Annotated in this window: 18 protein-coding genes and 1 pseudogene; 9 read left to right on the forward strand and 10 right to left on the reverse strand. The window is 62.6% G+C overall.

Going from position 1 to position 17185, the window contains the following annotated elements; genetic code table 11:
• Together ACEW8Q_RS17920 and ACEW8Q_RS17925 are read left to right on the forward strand one after the other, a co-directional pair.
• A pseudogene (locus ACEW8Q_RS17920) lies at nt 1-184 on the forward strand (GTP 3',8-cyclase MoaA); the annotation flags it as partial.
• Nucleotides 185-246: 62 nt separating this feature from the next.
• Nucleotides 247-1161: a DMT family transporter gene (locus ACEW8Q_RS17925; protein WP_373505422.1), complete on the forward strand. Its 915-nt coding sequence runs from the start codon at nt 247-249 to the stop codon at nt 1159-1161.
• Here the strand turns inward: ACEW8Q_RS17925 and ACEW8Q_RS17930 are convergent.
• Nucleotides 1130-1870 (reverse strand): sulfite exporter TauE/SafE family protein, encoded by a 741-nt coding sequence (locus tag ACEW8Q_RS17930; RefSeq protein ID WP_373505423.1) that lies wholly within the window; start codon nt 1868-1870, stop codon nt 1130-1132. The genes ACEW8Q_RS17925 and ACEW8Q_RS17930 overlap by 32 nt on opposite strands.
• Nucleotides 1871-1974: 104 nt before the next feature.
• Here ACEW8Q_RS17930 and ACEW8Q_RS17935 point away from each other — a divergent pair, with 104 nt between their 5' ends.
• Nucleotides 1975-3012 carry a type III polyketide synthase gene (locus ACEW8Q_RS17935; protein ID WP_373505424.1) on the forward strand — a complete coding sequence of 346 codons (1038 nt, stop codon included), beginning with the start codon at nt 1975-1977 and terminating at the stop codon, nt 3010-3012.
• A 2-nt stretch (nt 3013-3014) separates the two neighbouring features.
• Nucleotides 3015-3548: an isoprenylcysteine carboxyl methyltransferase family protein gene (locus ACEW8Q_RS17940; protein ID WP_373505438.1), complete on the forward strand. Its 534-nt coding sequence runs from the start codon at nt 3015-3017 to the stop codon at nt 3546-3548.
• Here ACEW8Q_RS17940 and ACEW8Q_RS17945 read toward each other — a convergent pair.
• Nucleotides 3521-4012 carry a copper chaperone PCu(A)C gene (locus ACEW8Q_RS17945; protein ID WP_373505425.1) on the reverse strand — a complete coding sequence of 164 codons (492 nt, stop codon included), beginning with the start codon at nt 4010-4012 and terminating at the stop codon, nt 3521-3523. The two genes, ACEW8Q_RS17940 and ACEW8Q_RS17945, sit on opposite strands and share 28 nt — an antisense overlap.
• On the opposite strand from ACEW8Q_RS17945, the gene ACEW8Q_RS17950 reads away from it, so the two are divergent.
• A complete protein-coding gene (locus tag ACEW8Q_RS17950) occupies nt 4011-4736 on the forward strand; it encodes a DUF1194 domain-containing protein (protein ID WP_373505426.1) in 726 nt (241 codons plus the stop codon). The genes ACEW8Q_RS17945 and ACEW8Q_RS17950 overlap by 2 nt on opposite strands.
• Here ACEW8Q_RS17950 and ACEW8Q_RS17955 read toward each other — a convergent pair.
• Nucleotides 4733-6331, reverse strand: coding sequence for an amidohydrolase (locus ACEW8Q_RS17955; RefSeq protein ID WP_373505427.1), 1599 nt, complete (start codon nt 6329-6331; stop codon nt 4733-4735). The genes ACEW8Q_RS17950 and ACEW8Q_RS17955 overlap by 4 nt on opposite strands.
• Complete coding sequence (locus ACEW8Q_RS17960; protein WP_373505428.1) at nt 6328-7758, reverse strand: PLP-dependent aminotransferase family protein; 1431 nt, start codon at nt 7756-7758, stop codon at nt 6328-6330. Before ACEW8Q_RS17960 ends, ACEW8Q_RS17955 begins: the two co-directional genes overlap by 4 nt.
• A 72-nt stretch (nt 7759-7830) precedes the next feature.
• On the opposite strand from ACEW8Q_RS17960, the gene ACEW8Q_RS17965 reads away from it, so the two are divergent.
• A complete protein-coding gene (locus tag ACEW8Q_RS17965) occupies nt 7831-8475 on the forward strand; it encodes a pyridoxamine 5'-phosphate oxidase family protein (protein WP_373505429.1) in 645 nt (214 codons plus the stop codon).
• Here ACEW8Q_RS17965 and ACEW8Q_RS17970 read toward each other — a convergent pair.
• Genes ACEW8Q_RS17970 through ACEW8Q_RS17985 form a run of 4 tightly spaced genes read right to left on the reverse strand, consistent with a single transcriptional unit; the run spans nt 8472 to nt 12045 of the window.
• Nucleotides 8472-8882 carry an ion channel gene (locus tag ACEW8Q_RS17970; protein ID WP_373505430.1) on the reverse strand — a complete coding sequence of 137 codons (411 nt, stop codon included), beginning with the start codon at nt 8880-8882 and terminating at the stop codon, nt 8472-8474. The two genes, ACEW8Q_RS17965 and ACEW8Q_RS17970, sit on opposite strands and share 4 nt — an antisense overlap.
• Entirely contained in the window at nt 8879-9238 is a 360-nt protein-coding gene (locus ACEW8Q_RS17975) for a nuclear transport factor 2 family protein (protein ID WP_373505431.1), read from the reverse strand. The genes ACEW8Q_RS17970 and ACEW8Q_RS17975 overlap by 4 nt, the downstream gene beginning before the upstream one ends.
• A gap of 3 nt (nt 9239-9241) precedes the next feature.
• Nucleotides 9242-10639 (reverse strand): M20/M25/M40 family metallo-hydrolase, encoded by a 1398-nt coding sequence (locus tag ACEW8Q_RS17980; protein WP_373505432.1) that lies wholly within the window; start codon nt 10637-10639, stop codon nt 9242-9244.
• The gene (locus ACEW8Q_RS17985) at nt 10636-12045 is read right to left on the reverse strand and encodes a M20/M25/M40 family metallo-hydrolase (RefSeq protein ID WP_373505433.1); all 1410 of its coding nucleotides are present in this window, start codon (nt 12043-12045) and stop codon (nt 10636-10638) included. Before ACEW8Q_RS17985 ends, ACEW8Q_RS17980 begins: the two co-directional genes overlap by 4 nt.
• 77 nt (nt 12046-12122) lie before the next feature.
• Here ACEW8Q_RS17985 and ACEW8Q_RS17990 point away from each other — a divergent pair, with 77 nt between their 5' ends.
• The 3 genes from ACEW8Q_RS17990 (at nt 12123) to ACEW8Q_RS18000 (ending at nt 15429) form a co-directional block, all read left to right on the forward strand.
• A complete protein-coding gene (locus tag ACEW8Q_RS17990; protein ID WP_373505434.1) occupies nt 12123-13673 on the forward strand; it encodes a DASS family sodium-coupled anion symporter in 1551 nt (516 codons plus the stop codon).
• A gap of 9 nt (nt 13674-13682) precedes the next feature.
• Complete coding sequence (locus ACEW8Q_RS17995; RefSeq protein WP_373505435.1) at nt 13683-14690, forward strand: universal stress protein; 1008 nt, start codon at nt 13683-13685, stop codon at nt 14688-14690.
• Nucleotides 14691-14796: 106 nt separating this feature from the next.
• Nucleotides 14797-15429, forward strand: a complete 633-nt coding sequence (locus tag ACEW8Q_RS18000; protein ID WP_373505439.1) for a glutathione S-transferase family protein — start codon at nt 14797-14799, stop codon at nt 15427-15429.
• A 53-nt stretch (nt 15430-15482) separates the two neighbouring features.
• Here ACEW8Q_RS18000 and ACEW8Q_RS18005 read toward each other — a convergent pair whose 3' ends face one another.
• A complete protein-coding gene (locus tag ACEW8Q_RS18005; protein ID WP_373505436.1) occupies nt 15483-16256 on the reverse strand; it encodes a hypothetical protein in 774 nt (257 codons plus the stop codon).
• A gap of 101 nt (nt 16257-16357) precedes the next feature.
• Nucleotides 16358-17185: Mrp/NBP35 family ATP-binding protein (locus ACEW8Q_RS18010; protein WP_373505437.1), on the reverse strand; the 828-nt coding region annotated here is incomplete at its 5' end.

Below are 17185 nucleotides of genomic sequence, written 5' to 3' on the forward strand. Positions count from 1 at the left end.
GTGTTTGGGCCAGGAAGACGCTGCCGACCTGCGGGCGCCGCTCCGGGCCTCCGAGGGCAATGAACTGCTGAATGCCGCCATAGACGAGGCCATCGGCCGCAAGCCCAAGGGCCACGACTTCATCATCGACCGCCGCCACAATAAGCCCGCCGTTGCCCGCCACATGAGCGTTACGGGCGGCTGACGCAGGGCTTCCCCGCGTTCCCTGCATTTGGTGGGCGCCCCAAACAGGGCTAGTGCTGGCTCATGTCATTTCTGCCCGAAAACAAGGCACTGCGGGCGGGGCTCTTCATGGTCCTCGCCATGGGCTCATTCGTCATCAACGACACGATCATCAAGGTTGTGGGCTCCAGCCTGCCCACGGGCGAGATCATCACCATCCGCGGTTTCATCGCCATGCTGATCATCGCCGCGATCTGCCTGTCGCAGGGACTGTTGCCGGACGTTCCGAAGATCGCCAACCGCCATGTCCTGCTGCGCAACATCTTCGACCTGATCTCGACAGTGGCCTTCGTGACCGCGCTGATGCACATGCAGATCGCCAATCTCACGGCTGTGATGCAGGCGGTGCCGCTGGCCGTCGCCCTGCTCTCCATGATCTTCCTCAAGGAGCAGGTCGGCCCCCGCCGCATGATCGCTATCGTGCTCGGCTTCATCGGTGTACTGATGATCGTCAAGCCGTCGGTGTCGAACTTCAACACGTTTGAACTGCTGGCCCTCGTCATCGTGTTCTGCGTGGCCGTGCGCGACCTGCTCACCAAGCGTATTCCGGCGCGCATCCCCACATTTGTGGTGGCGCTTGGCAATGCGGGCTTCGTGACTGTTGGCGGCGCCATGCTGGCGTTGATGCAGGGCGTCCAATGGCCGAGCGCATCGCAATTCGGCCTTCTGGCGCTGGCTGCCTGCTTCCTCGCTTCCGGATACATGTTCATGGTGTCGACGCTGCGGCTGGGCGACTTGTCGGGCACAGCACCCTTCCGCTATTCGATCATGGTCTTCGCCATTGCCTCGGGGATCCTGGTGTTCCACGAGTTCCCCGACTGGATCGCGACACTCGGCATGGTGCTGATCGTTGTGACGGGGCTTTACGCCGCCCACCGCGAGGCGAAACTCAGCGCCGCGCCAAAGCTCAGTGATAGCGCCAGAACGACAGCGCCGTGAGGACGATGGCCCACACAAGAATGCCGTAGCGTACATAAACCTGCGGCACGCGCATGGCGACCTTCGCGGTGAAATAGCCGCCGACCATCGCGCCCGACATCATCACCAGCGACGGTGCCCAGCGGATGACGCCGGCTTGCGCGAAGATCACGATGCTGATGACGGTCATCAGCGTGATCGTCACGTTGCGGATGGCATTGGCCTGATGGATCGTCATCTGCGAGAAGATCGAATAGATGGCGAACATCACGATGCCCATGCCAAGCCCGAAATATCCGCCATAGACGTAGACGATGAATTCGAGAAGAAACGACAGCCACATCCAGCGCCGGCCGTCAAAGGCGAAGTCCCGCTCCAGCTTTACCTTGATCCATGGCCCCAACGCGAAGGACAGCGTGGCGAAGAGCAGGAGCCAGGGGATCACCCGCTGGAAGGACTCCTGCCCGGTGGTGATGAGAGTCCATGACCCAATCACTCCGCCGGACGCGGCAAGGAACAAACGGAGTTTCAGATACTTCTGAACCTTGGCAAGTTCTCTCCGATAGACGACGCTGCCGACGACATTGGCCGGAAGGACCGCAACGAAATTCGAAGCATTGGCCTCGATCTCCGTCATGCCTGCGGCCAGAAGCAGCGGAAACGTCATGAATCCCGCGCCGCCCGCCATGACATTGATGAAGCCCGCGAGCAGGCCACCGGCGAGGAGCAAGAGGATTTCCGTTATTTCCAAGAGCAAACTCGCGTAAACGTGATGCTTATGCATGGCTCCGGACGGGGGCGGCAAGCGTAGTGATGACATTGGAGACATGCAGAATGCCCGGACTTTTGAGCCTCGCCACGGCGGTGCCGCCCCACGAACTGCGAACCGAGGATGTGATCCGCGAGGCGACCTCCATCTTCGCAGGGCGCCACAAGGACTTCGAGCGGCTGATGCCGGTCTTCAGCAATTCGGGCATCCAGCGGCGCTTCTCGGTCAGGCCCTATGACTGGTTTCGCCACGATCAGGGCTGGCCCGAGCGCACCGCCGCCTTCATCGAAGGTGCCTGTGCCCTCTTTGCCGATGTCTCGGCCAAGGCACTGGGAGAGGCCGGCCTCAAGGCCAGCGAGATCGACACCATCGTGATGGTCTCGTCCACAGGCGTCGCCACCCCGTCGATCGAGGCGCGCATGATGAGCAGTCTTGGCTTCCGTGACGACGTGAAGCGCGTTCCGGTCTTTGGGCTCGGTTGTGCTGGCGGCGTTTCAGGATTGTCGCTCGCGGCCCGGCTGGCCAAGGCAGAGCCCGGCTCGAACGTGCTTCTCGTCGTCATCGAGCTCTGTACGCTGGCGTTCCGGCCCGACGAAATGTCGAAGTCGAACATCATTGCAACGGCCCTATTCGGTGACGGAGCCGCGGCCTGCGTGGTTTCAACCAACGGCAATGTCCTTGGGCGCTTCGAGCACGCGGGAGAGCATACGTGGCCCGGCACGACGGACGTCATGGGCTGGCGGCTGGACGACCAGGGCTTCGGCGCTATCTTCTCGCGCAGCATCCCGGAACTCGCACTCAACGACCTGCGGCCAGCGGCTAATGGCTTTCTCGGGCGGCATAAACTGTCGCTCGACGATGTATCGCGCTTCTGCTTTCACCCCGGAGGGGCGAAGGTGGTCGAGGCGCTGGAGACAGCCTTCGCGACGGGCCAGGGGGCTCTTGCCAACGAGCGCGAGGTGTTGCGGGACTTCGGTAACATGTCAGCGCCCACGGTGCTCTTCGTGATGGAACGGGAACTCGCCAGACCACTCCCCGGGCGCCACTTCGTTTCGGCCCTCGGACCGGGCTTTACGGCGAGCTTCATAACCATGCTACACTGACAATCATGTGGATCAACATCACCATTCTGTCGCTCGTCACGCTGCAGCGCCTTGTCGAGCTTTATATCGCGCACCGCAACACAAAGAAGCTGATCGCCAATGGCGGCTTCGAGCTGGGCTCGAACCACTATCCCTTCATCGTGGCGCTTCACACCATCTGGCTTGCGGGCCTGTGGTATCTGGTGATCTACCAGAACCCGGTGGTCTCGATGCCGTGGATCTTCGCCTATCTGGTGCTTGAAGCCGCACGCGGCTGGATCATCGCCGCGCTGGGCAGCCGCTGGACCACGCGCATCATCGTGGTTCCGGGCGAAACGCTGGTCGACGAAGGCCCCTACAAGTATTTCCGCCACCCCAACTACATGGTGGTGGCAGGCGAAATCTTCATCCTGCCGATGGCCTTCGGCCTGTGGTGGTATGCAATCATCTTCGGCGTGCTGAACATCGCCGTGCTGTGGTGGCGCATAAAGGCCGAAGACGAGGCGCTGAAGCCGTTGCGCGAACCGCCTCAGCCGCCGGAGTCACCGGAGCCGTGATCGTGCGTGCCGGCGGCGACCCCACCTACGGGCACGGTCACTTTCACATCGCCGGCCTTCTCGAAGGTGAAGGTCAGTTCAAGGCTGCCGCCTTCCTTCAGCGGTGCTGACAGACCCATGAGCATGATGTGATAGCCGCCGGGGCTCATCTCGATCATGCCGTTGGGCGGAACATCGAGGGCGCCCACGGGCTCCATCTTCATCACGCCGTCCACCGTTTCGGTCTTGTGCAGCTCGGCGCTGCGTGCCGCAGGAGTGCTCACCGAGAGCAGCCTGTCGGGCTCTGCCCCATGGTTCATGACGCTGACATAGGCCGCACCCGACTTTGCAACGGGCGTGGCTGAGGCGCGGGCGAAGGCGCCGGTCACCATAAGGTCATTGGCACTGACCCCCGTTGCCGATGCTAGGATGGCGGCAAGGGTGAGGGAGATGGCAGCGGAGAGTTCGAGCAGGATTCGTGACATGGCGTGTTCCTCGCGGGCATTCATGTCAGGCTTGTGGTCACTGTCGCGCGGCATGGCGTCGCGGCTGCTGTTCGTGGCGGTTCTGGCGGGCCCTGCGGCAGCGCTAGAGACGCCCGTAGCCGTCGAACTCGTCCTGGCACTCGACAGTTCTGCCAGCATCGACCGGAAGGAATTCCAGTTGCAGCTCGATGGCCTGGCGCTGGCCTTCCGGGACCCGGAGGTCCAGCAGGCGATTGAGAACCTGAAGCCCCTGGGTGCCGCCATAGCGGTTGTGCAATGGGGGGCGGCTGGCGAGACGCGGATCGTGCTGCCCTTCACCGAGCTTCACACGGCGCGCGATTCGAAGGCCTTCGGCTTCCGCATCGGCCTCATCCGCCGCTGGATGCGGGCCAGCGCCACGTCGATCGCCACCGCCATTGACGACAGCCGGGCCTTGATCGAAGGCAATGAATACGACGGCCAGAGACGTGTCATCGACGTCTCGGGCGACGGGCCTGACAATTCAGGACTGGATATCGAGGCTGCGCGTCAACGTGCGGGACAGGCGGGGATCGTGATCAACGGATTGCCCATCATGGCCGATCAGGACGGGCTCGATCTCTACTACCGCGACCATGTCATCATCGGCCCCGATTCCTTCATCGAGCCCGCGCGGGATTTCGAGGACTACATCCGAGCGATCCGCGAAAAGCTCCTCAAGGAACTGAGGCCGCTCGCGTCCTAATCGCGCTCCATCGCCCTGTCCGTGGCGGTTGCCGGAATCCACCATTCGCGGCCACGCGGCGTCTCGACATATTCAGGCCATGGGAAATCGATCGGCGGCGCATAGTCACACCACGGGTGCGGATCGGCTGCCGCTTCCCTCCGTACACGGAACTCCTCCTTGGCCTCGGCGAGGCGAGCAGTATCCGTCATCAGGTCGATGATGGTCCCTGCGATGGTCTTCCCCGCCGTTTCAACCGTGGGGTCGATGCAGGACGGGATGCCGCCGAGCGCGTTCAGCGCCCATTCCGGATACGAAAATCCTGGCGGCCCCTTCAGCACCGCGCGGCCGATGTAGAAGCGCACGGTCGGCGCGAACCATGTCATGTCGGTATAGTCGTCGGAGGTGTAGTGCGTCTGCCAGGAGGGCAAATCCTTCCGCAGCCGGCGCTCGGCCTCCTGCGGTGGCACAAGCTCGTTCAATTCGTCGGCAAAGGGTTCCGCCATCGGGTCGATCCCGAGCTCCTTTTGCAAGGCCTGCGCGGCATGCACCGCCTCGGCACCATAGCGTGGGGCGCCTGCGCGTTCGAGGTTGCGGTAGGTGATCTCCGCCATCGCATGATTGGCAAGGCCCGGCTTCGACTTCGACACCCAATGGCGCTTCACCGTGCAGTGGGCCGCCGCAGCAGCAGCCTCCGCATTGCGGTCGAGCACGGCATAAATCTTCTTCAGCATCGCCACATCGGGAGCCCGCGCCGCGAACATCATCATCGCCATCTGGGCCGCGAGATTGTCCGCCGTCGCCTGCCCGCTCGCGAGGATCGTCTCGTTCAGCGTCCACGTCCCTGTATGCGGCAGCATGTGGTCGCGCATCATTTTCGACAGCGTGTACATGGTGACGACCGCGTCATTGGCGCCTGGCGCCCGCGCCGACGTGTGTGCCGCCGGAATGGGTGCCCCCGCCGCATCGGTGACGACATCGGTCAACCAGGTCTGCGGTGCCTCGCAGAGAAATTCATAGATCGCCGCATGGTAAGGGCCGCAGTGCGTGTCCCAGCGCGCGGTGTTGCACAGCGGCAGCATGTAGAACGGGTGGAAGGAGATGATCGCATCTAGCCCGTCATAATAGCCCTTTGCCGCATGGATGGGCTTTGAGCCCCGCACCTTCTCGGCGGGCTCACCCATGAAGCGGATGGTGCCGGTGATGCCGTGCTTTTCCATCGCGGCCTTGGCGGCGAGCGCGCCGACAAGCGAGCCCATGCCGAGCGCAGAGTGCGGATCGGTGTGCCCGCCAGCAAAGCGCGAGAGGCCTTTGCGCGGCTGGCGCCATGGCACCGCCGCCTGGCAATTGCCGGGCACCGCGTCATACTCCGCATAGGCCATGATCGTGGGGCCGGCGCCATTCGACCATGTGGCGGAGAAGGCCGTCGGCATGCCGCCCGAACTCTCCTCCACGGTGAAGCCCTCGGCGCGGAGCCGCTTCACATACCATTCGGCGGAGCGGTACTCGCGCCACGCCGTTTCCGCGAGGTACCAGATGTGCGAGTTCCAGCCGGACCATTCGGGGCGCTTGCCTTCGACCCAGTCGAAGGCGGTGAAGCGTGCGGCGTCGGTCATGTCATGGCCTTCATCAATCGGGTTGCGGCTTTCTTCAGGTCGTCGTCGGTGAAACCCGCGAAGCTGAGGAGCAGGCCCTGCTGGCGCTTCCTTCCGGCATAGTGGCTCGATAGCGACTGCGCTTCGATGCCGTGTTCGGCAAGCTTCGTCACAAGCGCTTCGTCGCTCGCATCGGACGGCAGATGCAAGAGCAGCATGAGGCCTGCAGGCGAGGCATCGACACGATAGAGTTTTCCGTCGCCGGGCCGCAGCGCCTCGATCAGCGCACGGCGGCGGCCCGCATAGATGCGCCGCATCCGGCGGATGTGAATAGCGAAGGCCCCCGACCCCATGAACTCGGCCAATGCAGGCTGCGCCATGAGCGACGGCGGCGCGCCATGCGACAGGCGTTCAGCCCGAAACCGTTCCACCAGCGCCTTGGGAACAACGATGTAGCCCAGCCTGATGATGGGCGAAAACACCTTTGAGAACGTGCCGGTGTAGATCACGCGGTTGCGCTTATCGAGGCTCATGAGGGCTGGCAGCGGCCGGCCGACATAACGGTATTCGCTGTCGTAGTCGTCCTCGATGACGATGGCATCGGCCTCCGCCGCCCAATCGAGAAGCTCGAGCCTGCGGGCAAGCGGCATCGTCACGCCGGTCGGGTATTGCCGCGCCGGCGTCACGAAGGCCGCGCGCGCATCGCCAGCCTTCTCGAGGCCGCGGGGAACGACGAGGCCCTCCTCGTCCACCGGAACGGGGACCACCGATACGCCGCCCAATGAAAAGATCCGCCTCGCCGTCGGATAGCCCGGCTCCTCGAACCATACCTTGTCGCCCTCGTTCAGCAACGCACGGCCGATGAGGTCGAAGGCATCGAGGCCGCCCGCCGTGACGATGACCTGCTCCTCCGAGCAACTGATGCCGCGCCATTCGTAGAGATGACGCGCGATGGCCTCGCGGAGCGGCATCCAGCCGAACGCGTCATTGTGCTCGAGAAGCGTCACCGGCGGATTGCGCCAGAAGCGGCCGAGCAACTTTCCCCAATCGTCATGCGGAAAATTCTCCCAGTCGACGAGGCCGGAGCGGAAAGGCCGCGCCGGCTCGCGCTTCACCGTGAGCCGCGGAGCAGGAGTTGAAGCCGTCTTGGGTGACGTCGAGGCCAGAAGCGACTCGGGCAGTTCAGCCGCCACGCGGGTTCCGGAGCCTGAACGGGTCTCGAGATAGCCCTCGCTGAGGAGTTGCTCATAGGCCTCGACCACGGTCGCCCGCGCGACGCTCAGTTCCTCCGAAAGCGCGCGCGTCGAAGGGAGCCTGGTCTGCGGCTTCAGCCTCCCGCTCAGCACGAGGGCGCGCACTTGCCGGGCGATCTGTGACTGGATCGGCTCGCGGTCATCGCGGTCGATGCCGATTTCGCTGGCGGATGCTCCCAGAAGTGGTCTGTTCATTGCCTGAAGACTTGGTTCTTTCCTCCAGACCATATCGCAGGCATGTCACTTGCACAACTGGAGTGGAACGACATGGACGCCCCGACCGAACGCACCCGCGTGAAACGGCTGAACAAGCGCGCGAAGTACGATACCGAGACGGTGCACGGCATTCTCGACGCCATGCCGATCTGCAATGTGGGCTATGTCTTCAATGGCGCGCCCTATGTGACGCCCACCCTGCAATGGCGCGAAGGTGACCACCTCTACTGGCATGGATCATCCGCCAGCCGCATGCTGGAGGCTTGCGAGGAAACCCAGGTCTGTGTCACCGTTTCCATCATCGATGGCTTCGTCATGGCGCGCTCGGCTTTCAACCACAGTTGCAACTATCGCTCCGTGATGGTGTTCGGCACGGCAAAGAAGGTGACGGACGCGGCCGAAAAGGAAGCGCGTCTGAAGGCCTTCACAGACGGCCAATGGCCCGGCCGCTGGGACATGCTACGCCCGATGACGGCGAAGGAACTGAAGGCGACGACGGTTCTTTCGCTCAGCCTCGATGAAGCCTCGGCCAAGGTCCGCACCGGCGCGCCGGGCGATGACGAAGAAGACTATGCGCTGCCCATCTGGGCAGGCGTCATTCCGGTTCGCACCGAAGTTCTGCCGCCCATCGACGACCCGCGCTTGATCACTGGCCTGAAGCCGCCGGCTCACATCACAGGTTACAAGATCGGTTAGGTCGTCCGCCGCACCAGTTCCACCATATAGGCGGCGGACCAGCTGAAGCTGAGGAAGCCGTTTGCGGCGGTCAATGCCGACAGCAGCCGCCACTCATGGCCCAGCGTGATGTCGCCGAAGCCGACGGTGGTGAACGAGACGAGCGAGAAATAAAGTGCGGGCTCCAGGGAGTCAAAGGCACCGACGATGATGAACACGCTCGCCCAGATCCAGACGTTGATTGTCTGGATGAGCATGATGTAGAGCACGCCGACGGTGATTGCGCCCGTGTTCGCAAAGCGCCGCAGCACATGACGCAGCACCAGCACGATTCTCTCGAAACGATGGCCGAGCAGATTGAACATCTCGGCCTGCACCGCGACCGTGACAGCGATGACAAGCGTACCGATTGCGATCTGCTTGATCACTGGTCTTCGACCACAACACTGACGATGAGCCCCGACTCATCAAAGGTCACTGTCTCGGTGCCGCGCCGCTCATAGGCTTCACCCGTTGAGGTGGAGGTCGCGGCGAGACGCCAGACGGAACGGGCTGCACAAGGGTTCAAGGCCACAATGGATTCATCTACCGCATGCTGGTCGGGGTGCTCGGCGAAATAGGCGCTGAAGGCCGCAATGATCGCATCGCGCCCGGCAATCGCTCCGTTCACGCCCGGAGACAAGTAACGAGCATCCGGCGCGAAGAAGCGCTTTACCTCTTCCGCGTCGTACCGGTTCAGCGCCTTGTGATAGCTCACGACAAGAGCGACGGGATCGAGCCCCACGATCTATTTTCCGAGTTCATCCATGATGCGCACCCAACTGCGGATGCCGCGCTGAAAGCTGGAGAGATTGTATTTCTCGTTGGGGCTGTGGATCGCATCATCGTTGAGGCCGAAGCCCACGAGCACGCTGTCCATGCCAAGGATGTCCTTGAAGGACCGGCAGATCGGGATCGAGCCGCCCGAACCCATCAGCACGGCATCGCGCCGGAACTCGTCCTTGAGGGCTTTCGCGGATTTGGCGATGAAGGGATTGTCTTCCGGAATCTCGGTCGCCGGGCTGCCGCCGCCACGGCCTGAGAATTCGACCTTGCAGTCCTTGGGGACAAGGCCCTTCACAAATTTCTGGAAGGCCTTCAGGACCTTCTGGGGGTTTTGCTTGCCCACCAGCCGGAAGGTGAACTTGGCGTGTGCCTTCGATGGAATGACCGTCTTGGTGCCAACACCCTGGTAGCCGCCCCAGATGCCATTCACCTCCGCCGTGGGCCTCGCCCAGATCTGCTCGAGCACGCTCTTACCCCTCTCGCCAGCCGGTTCCTTGAGGCCAACTTCCTTCAGGAACTTCGCTTCCGAGAATTTCAGCGACTGCCATTGCTTCTTCGTGGATTTGGGCAGGTCGGCCACGCCGTCGTAGAAACCGGGAATCGTCACCTTGCCGGTCTTGTCATGGAGTGCGGCGATCACCTTGCTCAGTACACGAATCGGGTTCATGGCCGGGCCGCCATACATGCCGGAATGAAGGTCTATGCGGGGGCCGGTGATGGTCACTTCCTCATGCACGAGACCGCGCAGCCTCGTGGTGATGGCGGGCGTCTTCGCGTCCCACATGGACGTATCGCAGACAAAGGCGGCATCGCAGCTCAATTCATCAACGTGGGCCTTGAGGAAAGGAACAAGCGACGGAGAACCCGATTCCTCTTCACCCTCGATCAGGAATGTCGCCTTGATGGGCAGGCTGCCCGAGGTCTTGATCCAGGCGCGGGCGGCCTCGACGAAGGTCATGAACTGGCCCTTGTCGTCTCCCGTGCCGCGCCCATAGATGCGTTCCACGCCGTCTGCATCCTTCTTGAGCGTCGGCTCGAAGGGCGGCGTTTTCCAGAGTTCCAGCGGGTCGGCCGGCTGCACGTCATAGTGGCCATAGAACAACAGGTGAGGCACGTCATCCGCCGCATCCTTCGGCGTGTAATGGGCCACTACCATGGGGCGCCCGGGCGTCTTCCTCGCTTGCGCCTTGAAGCCCAGAGCATTCAAATCATCCACCACCGCGCGCGCCGCCTTGTCGCAATCGTCATTGTAAGCCGGATCGGTGGAGATCGACGGAATGCGGACGAGCGTGAACAGGCGTTCCAGGCTGTTGTCGAAATCGCTGTCGGCAGCGGCGAGGACGGCGTTGAGGTCGGTCATGTTTCTTCTCTTTCAGCAAACTGCGCAATGATACGGGTCCAAGTGCGGATGCCCCGATAATAGGAGTCGATTGCATATTTCTCGTTCGGTGAATGCGCGGCATCATCTTCGTTGCCGAAGCCTACGAGAAGGCTGTCGATCTTGAGATGCGTCTTGAAGGAATCGACCACCGGGATCGAGTAGCCGCCACCTGCAAGAACGGCATTCCTTCCAAATTCGTCCTTGAGGGCGCGCTTCGCGGCAGCGATCCAGGGCGTATTCTCGGCCACTGCGAACCCCGTCGAGTCGCCGCCGTCATCCTTGAACGAGGCTTTGCAGTCCTTCGGCAGCCGCTCCTTCACGAATTTTCGGAAGGCCTTGCGGACTTTCCCAGGGTCCTGCCCCTCGACCAGCCGGAACGTGAGCTTGGCGGTCGCTTCGGCCGGCAGCACGGTTTTGCTGCCGGGCCCCCGATATCCGCCGAAGATGCCATTCACCTCCGCCGTGGGCCTGGCCCACATCTGCTCCAGGGCCGAATAGCCAAGTTCACCCGCGGGAACCGACAATCCGATATTGCCGAGGAATTTTTTCGCTGGGAACTTCAACCCGTCCCATTGTTTTCGGAGGGAAGGCGGGATCGGCTTCACGCCATCGTAGAATCCGGGAATGGCGATGCGACCGTTCTTGTCGTGGATCGCAGCGAGCACGCGGCTCAGCACCTTTATGGGGTTCTGCGCGGGCCCGCCGAAGTAGCCGGAATGAAGGTCGATGCGCGGTCCCGTGATGGTCACCTCGTCGCCAATGCAGCCCCGGAGCCTGGTGATGATTGCTGGCGTTCGTTCATCCCACATCTCGGTATCGCAGATGAAAGCGGCATCGACCGGAAATTCCTTCGCGTTCTCTTTCAGGAACAGGTCGAGATGCGTGGTGTCGCCTTCCTCGTCGCCCTCGATCATCACGGTCAGCCGGAATGGCAGGCTGCCATGGACGGCAAGCCAGTTGCGGCTGGCTTCGATGAAGGTCATCAATTGGCCCTTGTCGTCAGATGCGCCGCGGGCAAAGATGGCGTCCTTGCCGTTCTCCATCTTCCGGATGACCGGATCGAACGGGTCGGAGGTCCATAAGTCCAGCGGGTCCGCAGGCTGCACATCGTAATGGCCATAGAACAGGATATGCGGCGCGCCCGCGCCACCGCCGGGTGGCATATAGGACCCGACGACGAGCGGCTGGCCCGTCGTCTTGCGCAGTCCCGCCTCGAAGCCCATGCCTTTCAACTGCGTCACCAGCCATCCGGCGGCATTCAGGCAATCCGGGTAATGAGCCGGATCGGTCGCGACGCTCGGAAATCGCAGCAACTCGAACAGGCGTTCGAGGCTTTGAGGGAATTGTTGATCTATTTGCGCGAGAACGGTTTCGGGATGAACCAAGATGCCACCAAGAGGCCTGAGGGCCGGAATCGGTCGCACAATGTCACGGCCCGAGGCCTGGCGGCAAGGGCCGCGGCATGACGGCACTCGCTTCTCCCTTCCAGCTCGCCCGCGACAGCCTGCAGGCCCACGAGCCGATGTCGGGTCTCACGCGCATTCGCCGGCGCGGCTACCAGCGTTTCCTCGCCTTCATGTCGGGCATGGACCTGGCATTCCTGTGGAAGCGCCGCTGGTTCATCATCACCATGATCGTGGGCTTTGCCCTGATGGCCGCACCCACCCCGGCCGGGCTCACGCACGAGGGTCAGATCGTTCTTGTGATGTCTCTGATGGCGACAATGCTGTTCATCAGCGAGGCCATTCCGCTGCCCACCGTGCCGCTTCTCATCATCGTGGGCGAGGTGGTGCTGCTGAAGGTCGATGCCACCAAGGTGGCCCAGAGCCTGATGACCGATTCCGTGCTCTTCATCATGGGCTCGCTGATGCTCGCCGTGGCGATCGTGCGCCAGCGGCTCGACAAGCGCATCGCGTGGTGGATCGTGCGGGTGACCGGCACCAACGTCTACTGGATCAGCTTCGGCATCACGGCCGTGTGCGGGGTGATTGCGGCCTTCATCGGCGAACACACGGTAGCGGCCATGATGCTGCCTGTGGGCGTCACGCTCATCACGCTCACCTCGAACGACCCGCGGAAGGTTCATAACCTTGCCGCCGTGATCCTGTTCTCGATCTCCTACGGCTGCTCGATCGCGGGCGTCGCCACACCCTCGGGCGGGGCACGCAACGCCATCATCATCAGCTACTGGAAGGACTTCTTCTACAACCCGCTCGATCCCGCCACGTATCGCTTCCTCATGGATTACGTGAACTGGATCATTTACGCCTTCCCCATGTTCGTGCTGCGGCTGCCCATCGTGGCGGCGTTGCTCATCTACACGTTCAAGCCGGAAGTGACGGACATGTCGCGGGCCATCTCGCGGCTGCGCACGCAGGTGTCGATGCAGGGGCCGATGCGGGCCTCAGACTGGCTCACCATCCTCATCTTCGCCATGACCATCGCGGGCTGGATCACGCTGTCGAACTCACTGGGCCTCGGCGTCATCGCCATCGCGGGGGCAGCGGCCTTCCTCATCTTCGGCCTCGTGCGTTGGGAAGACATCAACAGCGGAGTGAACTGGGGCGTGGTGCTGCTCTATGCGGCGGCGATTTCGCTCGGCGTGGAAATGAAGGAGACGGGTGCTGCCGAATGGGTGGCGGCGAGCGTCTTCGAGGTGATGGATTCGATGGGCGCCAGCGGCACGCTGGGCTTCAACACGTTCATCTCGCTTCTCACCATCGCGGTGTCGAACACCATGACCGCTGGTGCCGCCGTCGCCGTGCTGGCGCCCATCGTGCTCAAGACGGCCGTCGCCGCAAACCAGGACCCGATCAGCGCCGGCTTCATCACCGCAATCTCGTCCGCCTTCGGATACCTGACACCCGCCGCACAGCCTGCCTTCACCATCATCTATGCGTCGGGTTTCCTCAAGGGCTCCGACTTCTTCAAGATCGGCATCCGCATGATGGCGCTCTCCTTCGTGGTGCTGATCGCCATGTCAGTGCTGTACTGGCCGTTTCTGGCTCCGTAAGGTGAGGCCATGGCGTTCAGGCGATCCACACTCTCAGACCGGCAGGAAGCCGCCGTCCAGAAGACGCTGCAGCACCTGCGTGCGCAAAGGCGCAACCGCTTTCGCATTCTGGCCTGCATCGACGGCACTGACGAATCGTTCGTCACAGTGCGGTTTGCCGCGCGCTTCTGCGTGCAGGACAATTGCGACCTGATCGTTGTCTTCGTGCGGCCCATCGATTCGGGCCTGCAATCCGGCGGCCTGCAGATCAGGCTGGCGCGCCAGAGCATGCTGGATGCGGGCTTCGAGATTCCTGGCGTCAGCCACCTGAAACATTCGCTGGAAATCCTGAAGGAAGAAGGGATCGACGTGTCCGGCTGGCCTCAGGAAGCACAGCATGCAGATGCCTGGGGTGATCCCGCGGGCGACAACAAGGTCGAGTACCGCAGTCCCGAAGGCCGCATCGTCGTGCTCAAGCTCAAGACCGCTCCCGATGTGGCGAACGGCATTCTCGACCAGTATGAGCTTGGTCCCTACAATCTCATCATCACGGGGCAACCCTCGCGCTGGCGAGGCGAGTTCATGGCCTTCTTCGATTCAGGCGTTGTCCAGACGGTGACGACCATGGCGCCCTGCTCGGTGCTCGTCGCGCGCCAGAGTTTCGACAAGAAGGGCTTCTTCATCTGCACAGACGGCTCGTCGCGTTCCATGCAGGCGGTGCGGCGCTCGGCCGTACTTGCGGACGTGACGGGGGAGCCCATCACGCTGTTCTCGGTGGCCGACAGTGCATCAGGGCGCGCAGCAGCCGAGGAAGCCGTGGCCAATGCCAAGGCATTGCTGAAGGCGATGAAGATACAGGTGGCGGAAACACGCGTGGCGGTGGGCAACGCGGCGGAGGAGATCGTGGAGTCGGGTTCGCTCTACAAGGTCATCGTTGTCACCGACGAGGGCCGGTCACGGTTCCAGCGCCTTATCCGGGGGTCGATTGCCACAGACGTCGTCCGCAAGGCCCGCACAAGCGTTCTCGATGTCAGATAGCCCTTGCCGGGTTGTCACTTTGCCGATCGCGCTGAACATGTCATGAAAAACTCCCAAACTCATTTCAGGTTGTGTAAATTGCCGATACGGCGCTACCGGGGGGATGATGAAGGACTTCAAGCTCTACTGCTTTGGTGAATCGGGCAATGCCTACAAGGCAGCGCTCATGCTGGAACTGTGCCGCCTCGAATGGCAGCCGGTCTTTGTCGACTTCTTCAATGGCGAGACGCGTTCGCCCGCCTATCGCGGCGAGATCAACGAGATGGGCGAGGCGCCCGTGCTCGAGCATGGCGAGGTGAAGCTCACCCAGTCCGGAGTGATCCTCGACTACCTCGCCGAAATCACCCGCAAGTTTGGTCCGAAGAGCGATGCGGAGCGCCGCGAAGTCTGGCGCTGGATCCTGTTCGACAATCACAAGTTCACAGCGAACCTTGCAACGCTGCGCTTTCTCATCCAGTTCGCGAAGACGGGCGAAACACCGGTGACGGAGTTCCTGCGGGCGCGCGCTACCACTGCGCTGAAGGTCACCGATGCCCACCTGGCAACGACACCCTTCATGGTCGGCAAGCGCGCCACCATCGCCGACCTCTCGATGGCGGGCTACATGTTCTATGGCGATGAACTCACCGTTCCGCTGGAGCCGCATGTGAACGTGATGAAATGGCTCGACCGCATCCGCTCGCTTCCCGGCTGGAAGCACCCCTACGATCTGATGCCACGCAGCAAGCCTGCCGCCTGAAACAGAAATGGCCGGGATGGTTCCCGGCCATTGTCAATTCGGTTCGCGCAGATTCACGCCTTGGAAGGCGACATCGCATCGAGATACTCGTCGAGGTGTTCGAGATTCTCGAAGCGCATCCAGCCTTCGTCCGTCTCGGCTTCGACAGTGCCATCGGACAGGATGCGCGCCGGACGCATGCGGATGAAGCGCTCCTCGACGACGTAGAGCTGGCCTTCCTCCACCACTTCCTCTTCGACGATCTCTTCCTCGATAATCTCGGCGGCAATGGCGGTGGCTTCTTCTTCCGGCTCGGGAGCGGCTTCAGCTTCCACTTCAGCTTCGGGTTCCGGCCTCGTCTCTCGCTCCGGCTCTGGCTCCGGCTCTGGCTCTGGCTCGGCAGCAACGGTTGGCACCGGCTTCGGATCGAAAGCATGCTCGATCTTCTGGCGCGCCTTTTCCAAAGCCTGGATGGTTTCCTTCACCGGCTCCGAAATCTCGACGGCCTCATTCAGCGGCACGGCCGCAGCAGCGGCCGTTGCGGCGGCGGCCGCTGCGGGCGGCGTCTCCACGTTGCGGCGGCCGAACTCCGGAATCGGTGCCGGAGGGACTTCGGTATCCTGCACATAAGCGGCTTCAACGCGGGCCATGGCCAGCGGCTGTTTCTGGAGCGCATCGATGACGCTGCCGAGCCCGAGGTTCAGAAGCCCGCCGACCAGCAGGATCGCTGCCACCCCGAGATCTATGCCCCACGCGACGACAGACGCCGTCGATACGAAGACCATGAGGCCCAGCGCAATTCCTGCCGCGATCAGCAGGATGCCGGCAATCCACATCAGTTTCGACATCACACCCTCCTCAGGCAAACCCGAATCGCCCGCAGTTGTTCAGCCCTGATAAAGACTGCAGTCATGGTTAACATTCCATCAATGAATTTTGATGGAAACCGCTAATTCTCCACCACAATCCGGGGCGCGGGCCGGGCAAGGCCGCCGCCCTCGAGGGCCGCCCACACCTGTCGCGCTATGTCGCGGTAGATTGCCGTATGCAGACTGTCGGGCTGGGTCGCCACCACGGGCTCACCGCGGTCAGAGCGCAGCCGCACCTCCTTGTCGAGCGGCACTTCGCCCAGGAAGGGCACGCCGATGCGTTCAGCCTCCTCGCGCGCGCCGCCGTGGCCGAAGATTTCATGCCGCTCACCGCACTTGGTACAGGTGAAATAGCTCATGTTCTCGACGATGCCGATCACCGGGACGTTCACTTTCTTGAACATGTTGAGGCCCTTGCGCGCATCGATGAGGGCAAGATCCTGCGGGGTCGAGACGATGACGGCACCGGAGAGCGGCGTCTGCTGGGCCAGCGTCAGCTGCACGTCGCCGGTGCCGGGCGGCATGTCGATCACCATCACGTCGGCCTCGCTCCACTCGGTTTCGCGCAACAACTGGGTGAGCGCCGACATCACCATGGGGCCGCGCCAGATCATGGCTGTATCCTCTGCCACGAGAAAACCGATCGACATCAGTTCGACGCCATAGCGGCTCATCGGCTTCATCTTCTTGCCCGCGGCATCCGATGCCTCCGGCTTGCCGGACAGGCCGAAGAGCTTCGGCATCGAAGGGCCATAGACATCGGCATCGAGCACGGCGACCTTGAGGCCCAACGCATGAAGCGCCAGTGCAAGGTTGATGGCCGTCGTCGACTTGCCCACGCCGCCCTTGCCCGATGCCACCGCGACGAGGTGCTTGATGCCGGGCACGCCCGTGCCGCGCGTGGGCTG

The sequence above is a fragment of the Aestuariivirga sp. genome, from assembly GCF_041738905.1.
Taxonomy (GTDB): Bacteria; Pseudomonadota; Alphaproteobacteria; order Rhizobiales; family Aestuariivirgaceae; genus Aestuariivirga.

What these genes read in the sequence shown, in the direction of transcription:
- ACEW8Q_RS17925 (WP_373505422.1), top strand. Translation starts at nt 247, where the DNA reads ATGTCATTTCTGCCCGAAAACAAGGCACTGCGGGCGGGGCTCTTCATG.
- ACEW8Q_RS17935 (WP_373505424.1), top strand. Translation starts at nt 1,975, where the DNA reads ATGCCCGGACTTTTGAGCCTCGCCACGGCGGTGCCGCCCCACGAACTG.
- ACEW8Q_RS17950 (WP_373505426.1), top strand. Translation starts at nt 4,011, where the DNA reads ATGGCGTGTTCCTCGCGGGCATTCATGTCAGGCTTGTGGTCACTGTCG.
- ACEW8Q_RS17945 (WP_373505425.1), bottom strand. Translation starts at nt 4,012, where the DNA reads ATGTCACGAATCCTGCTCGAACTCTCCGCTGCCATCTCCCTCACCCTT.
- ACEW8Q_RS17955 (WP_373505427.1), bottom strand. Translation starts at nt 6,331, where the DNA reads ATGACCGACGCCGCACGCTTCACCGCCTTCGACTGGGTCGAAGGCAAG.
- ACEW8Q_RS17960 (WP_373505428.1), bottom strand. Translation starts at nt 7,758, where the DNA reads ATGAACAGACCACTTCTGGGAGCATCCGCCAGCGAAATCGGCATCGAC.
- ACEW8Q_RS17965 (WP_373505429.1), top strand. Translation starts at nt 7,831, where the DNA reads ATGGACGCCCCGACCGAACGCACCCGCGTGAAACGGCTGAACAAGCGC.
- ACEW8Q_RS17980 (WP_373505432.1), bottom strand. Translation starts at nt 10,639, where the DNA reads ATGACCGACCTCAACGCCGTCCTCGCCGCTGCCGACAGCGATTTCGAC.
- ACEW8Q_RS17990 (WP_373505434.1), top strand. Translation starts at nt 12,123, where the DNA reads ATGACGGCACTCGCTTCTCCCTTCCAGCTCGCCCGCGACAGCCTGCAG.
- ACEW8Q_RS17995 (WP_373505435.1), top strand. Translation starts at nt 13,683, where the DNA reads ATGGCGTTCAGGCGATCCACACTCTCAGACCGGCAGGAAGCCGCCGTC.
- ACEW8Q_RS18000 (WP_373505439.1), top strand. Translation starts at nt 14,797, where the DNA reads ATGAAGGACTTCAAGCTCTACTGCTTTGGTGAATCGGGCAATGCCTAC.
- ACEW8Q_RS18005 (WP_373505436.1), bottom strand. Translation starts at nt 16,256, where the DNA reads ATGTCGAAACTGATGTGGATTGCCGGCATCCTGCTGATCGCGGCAGGA.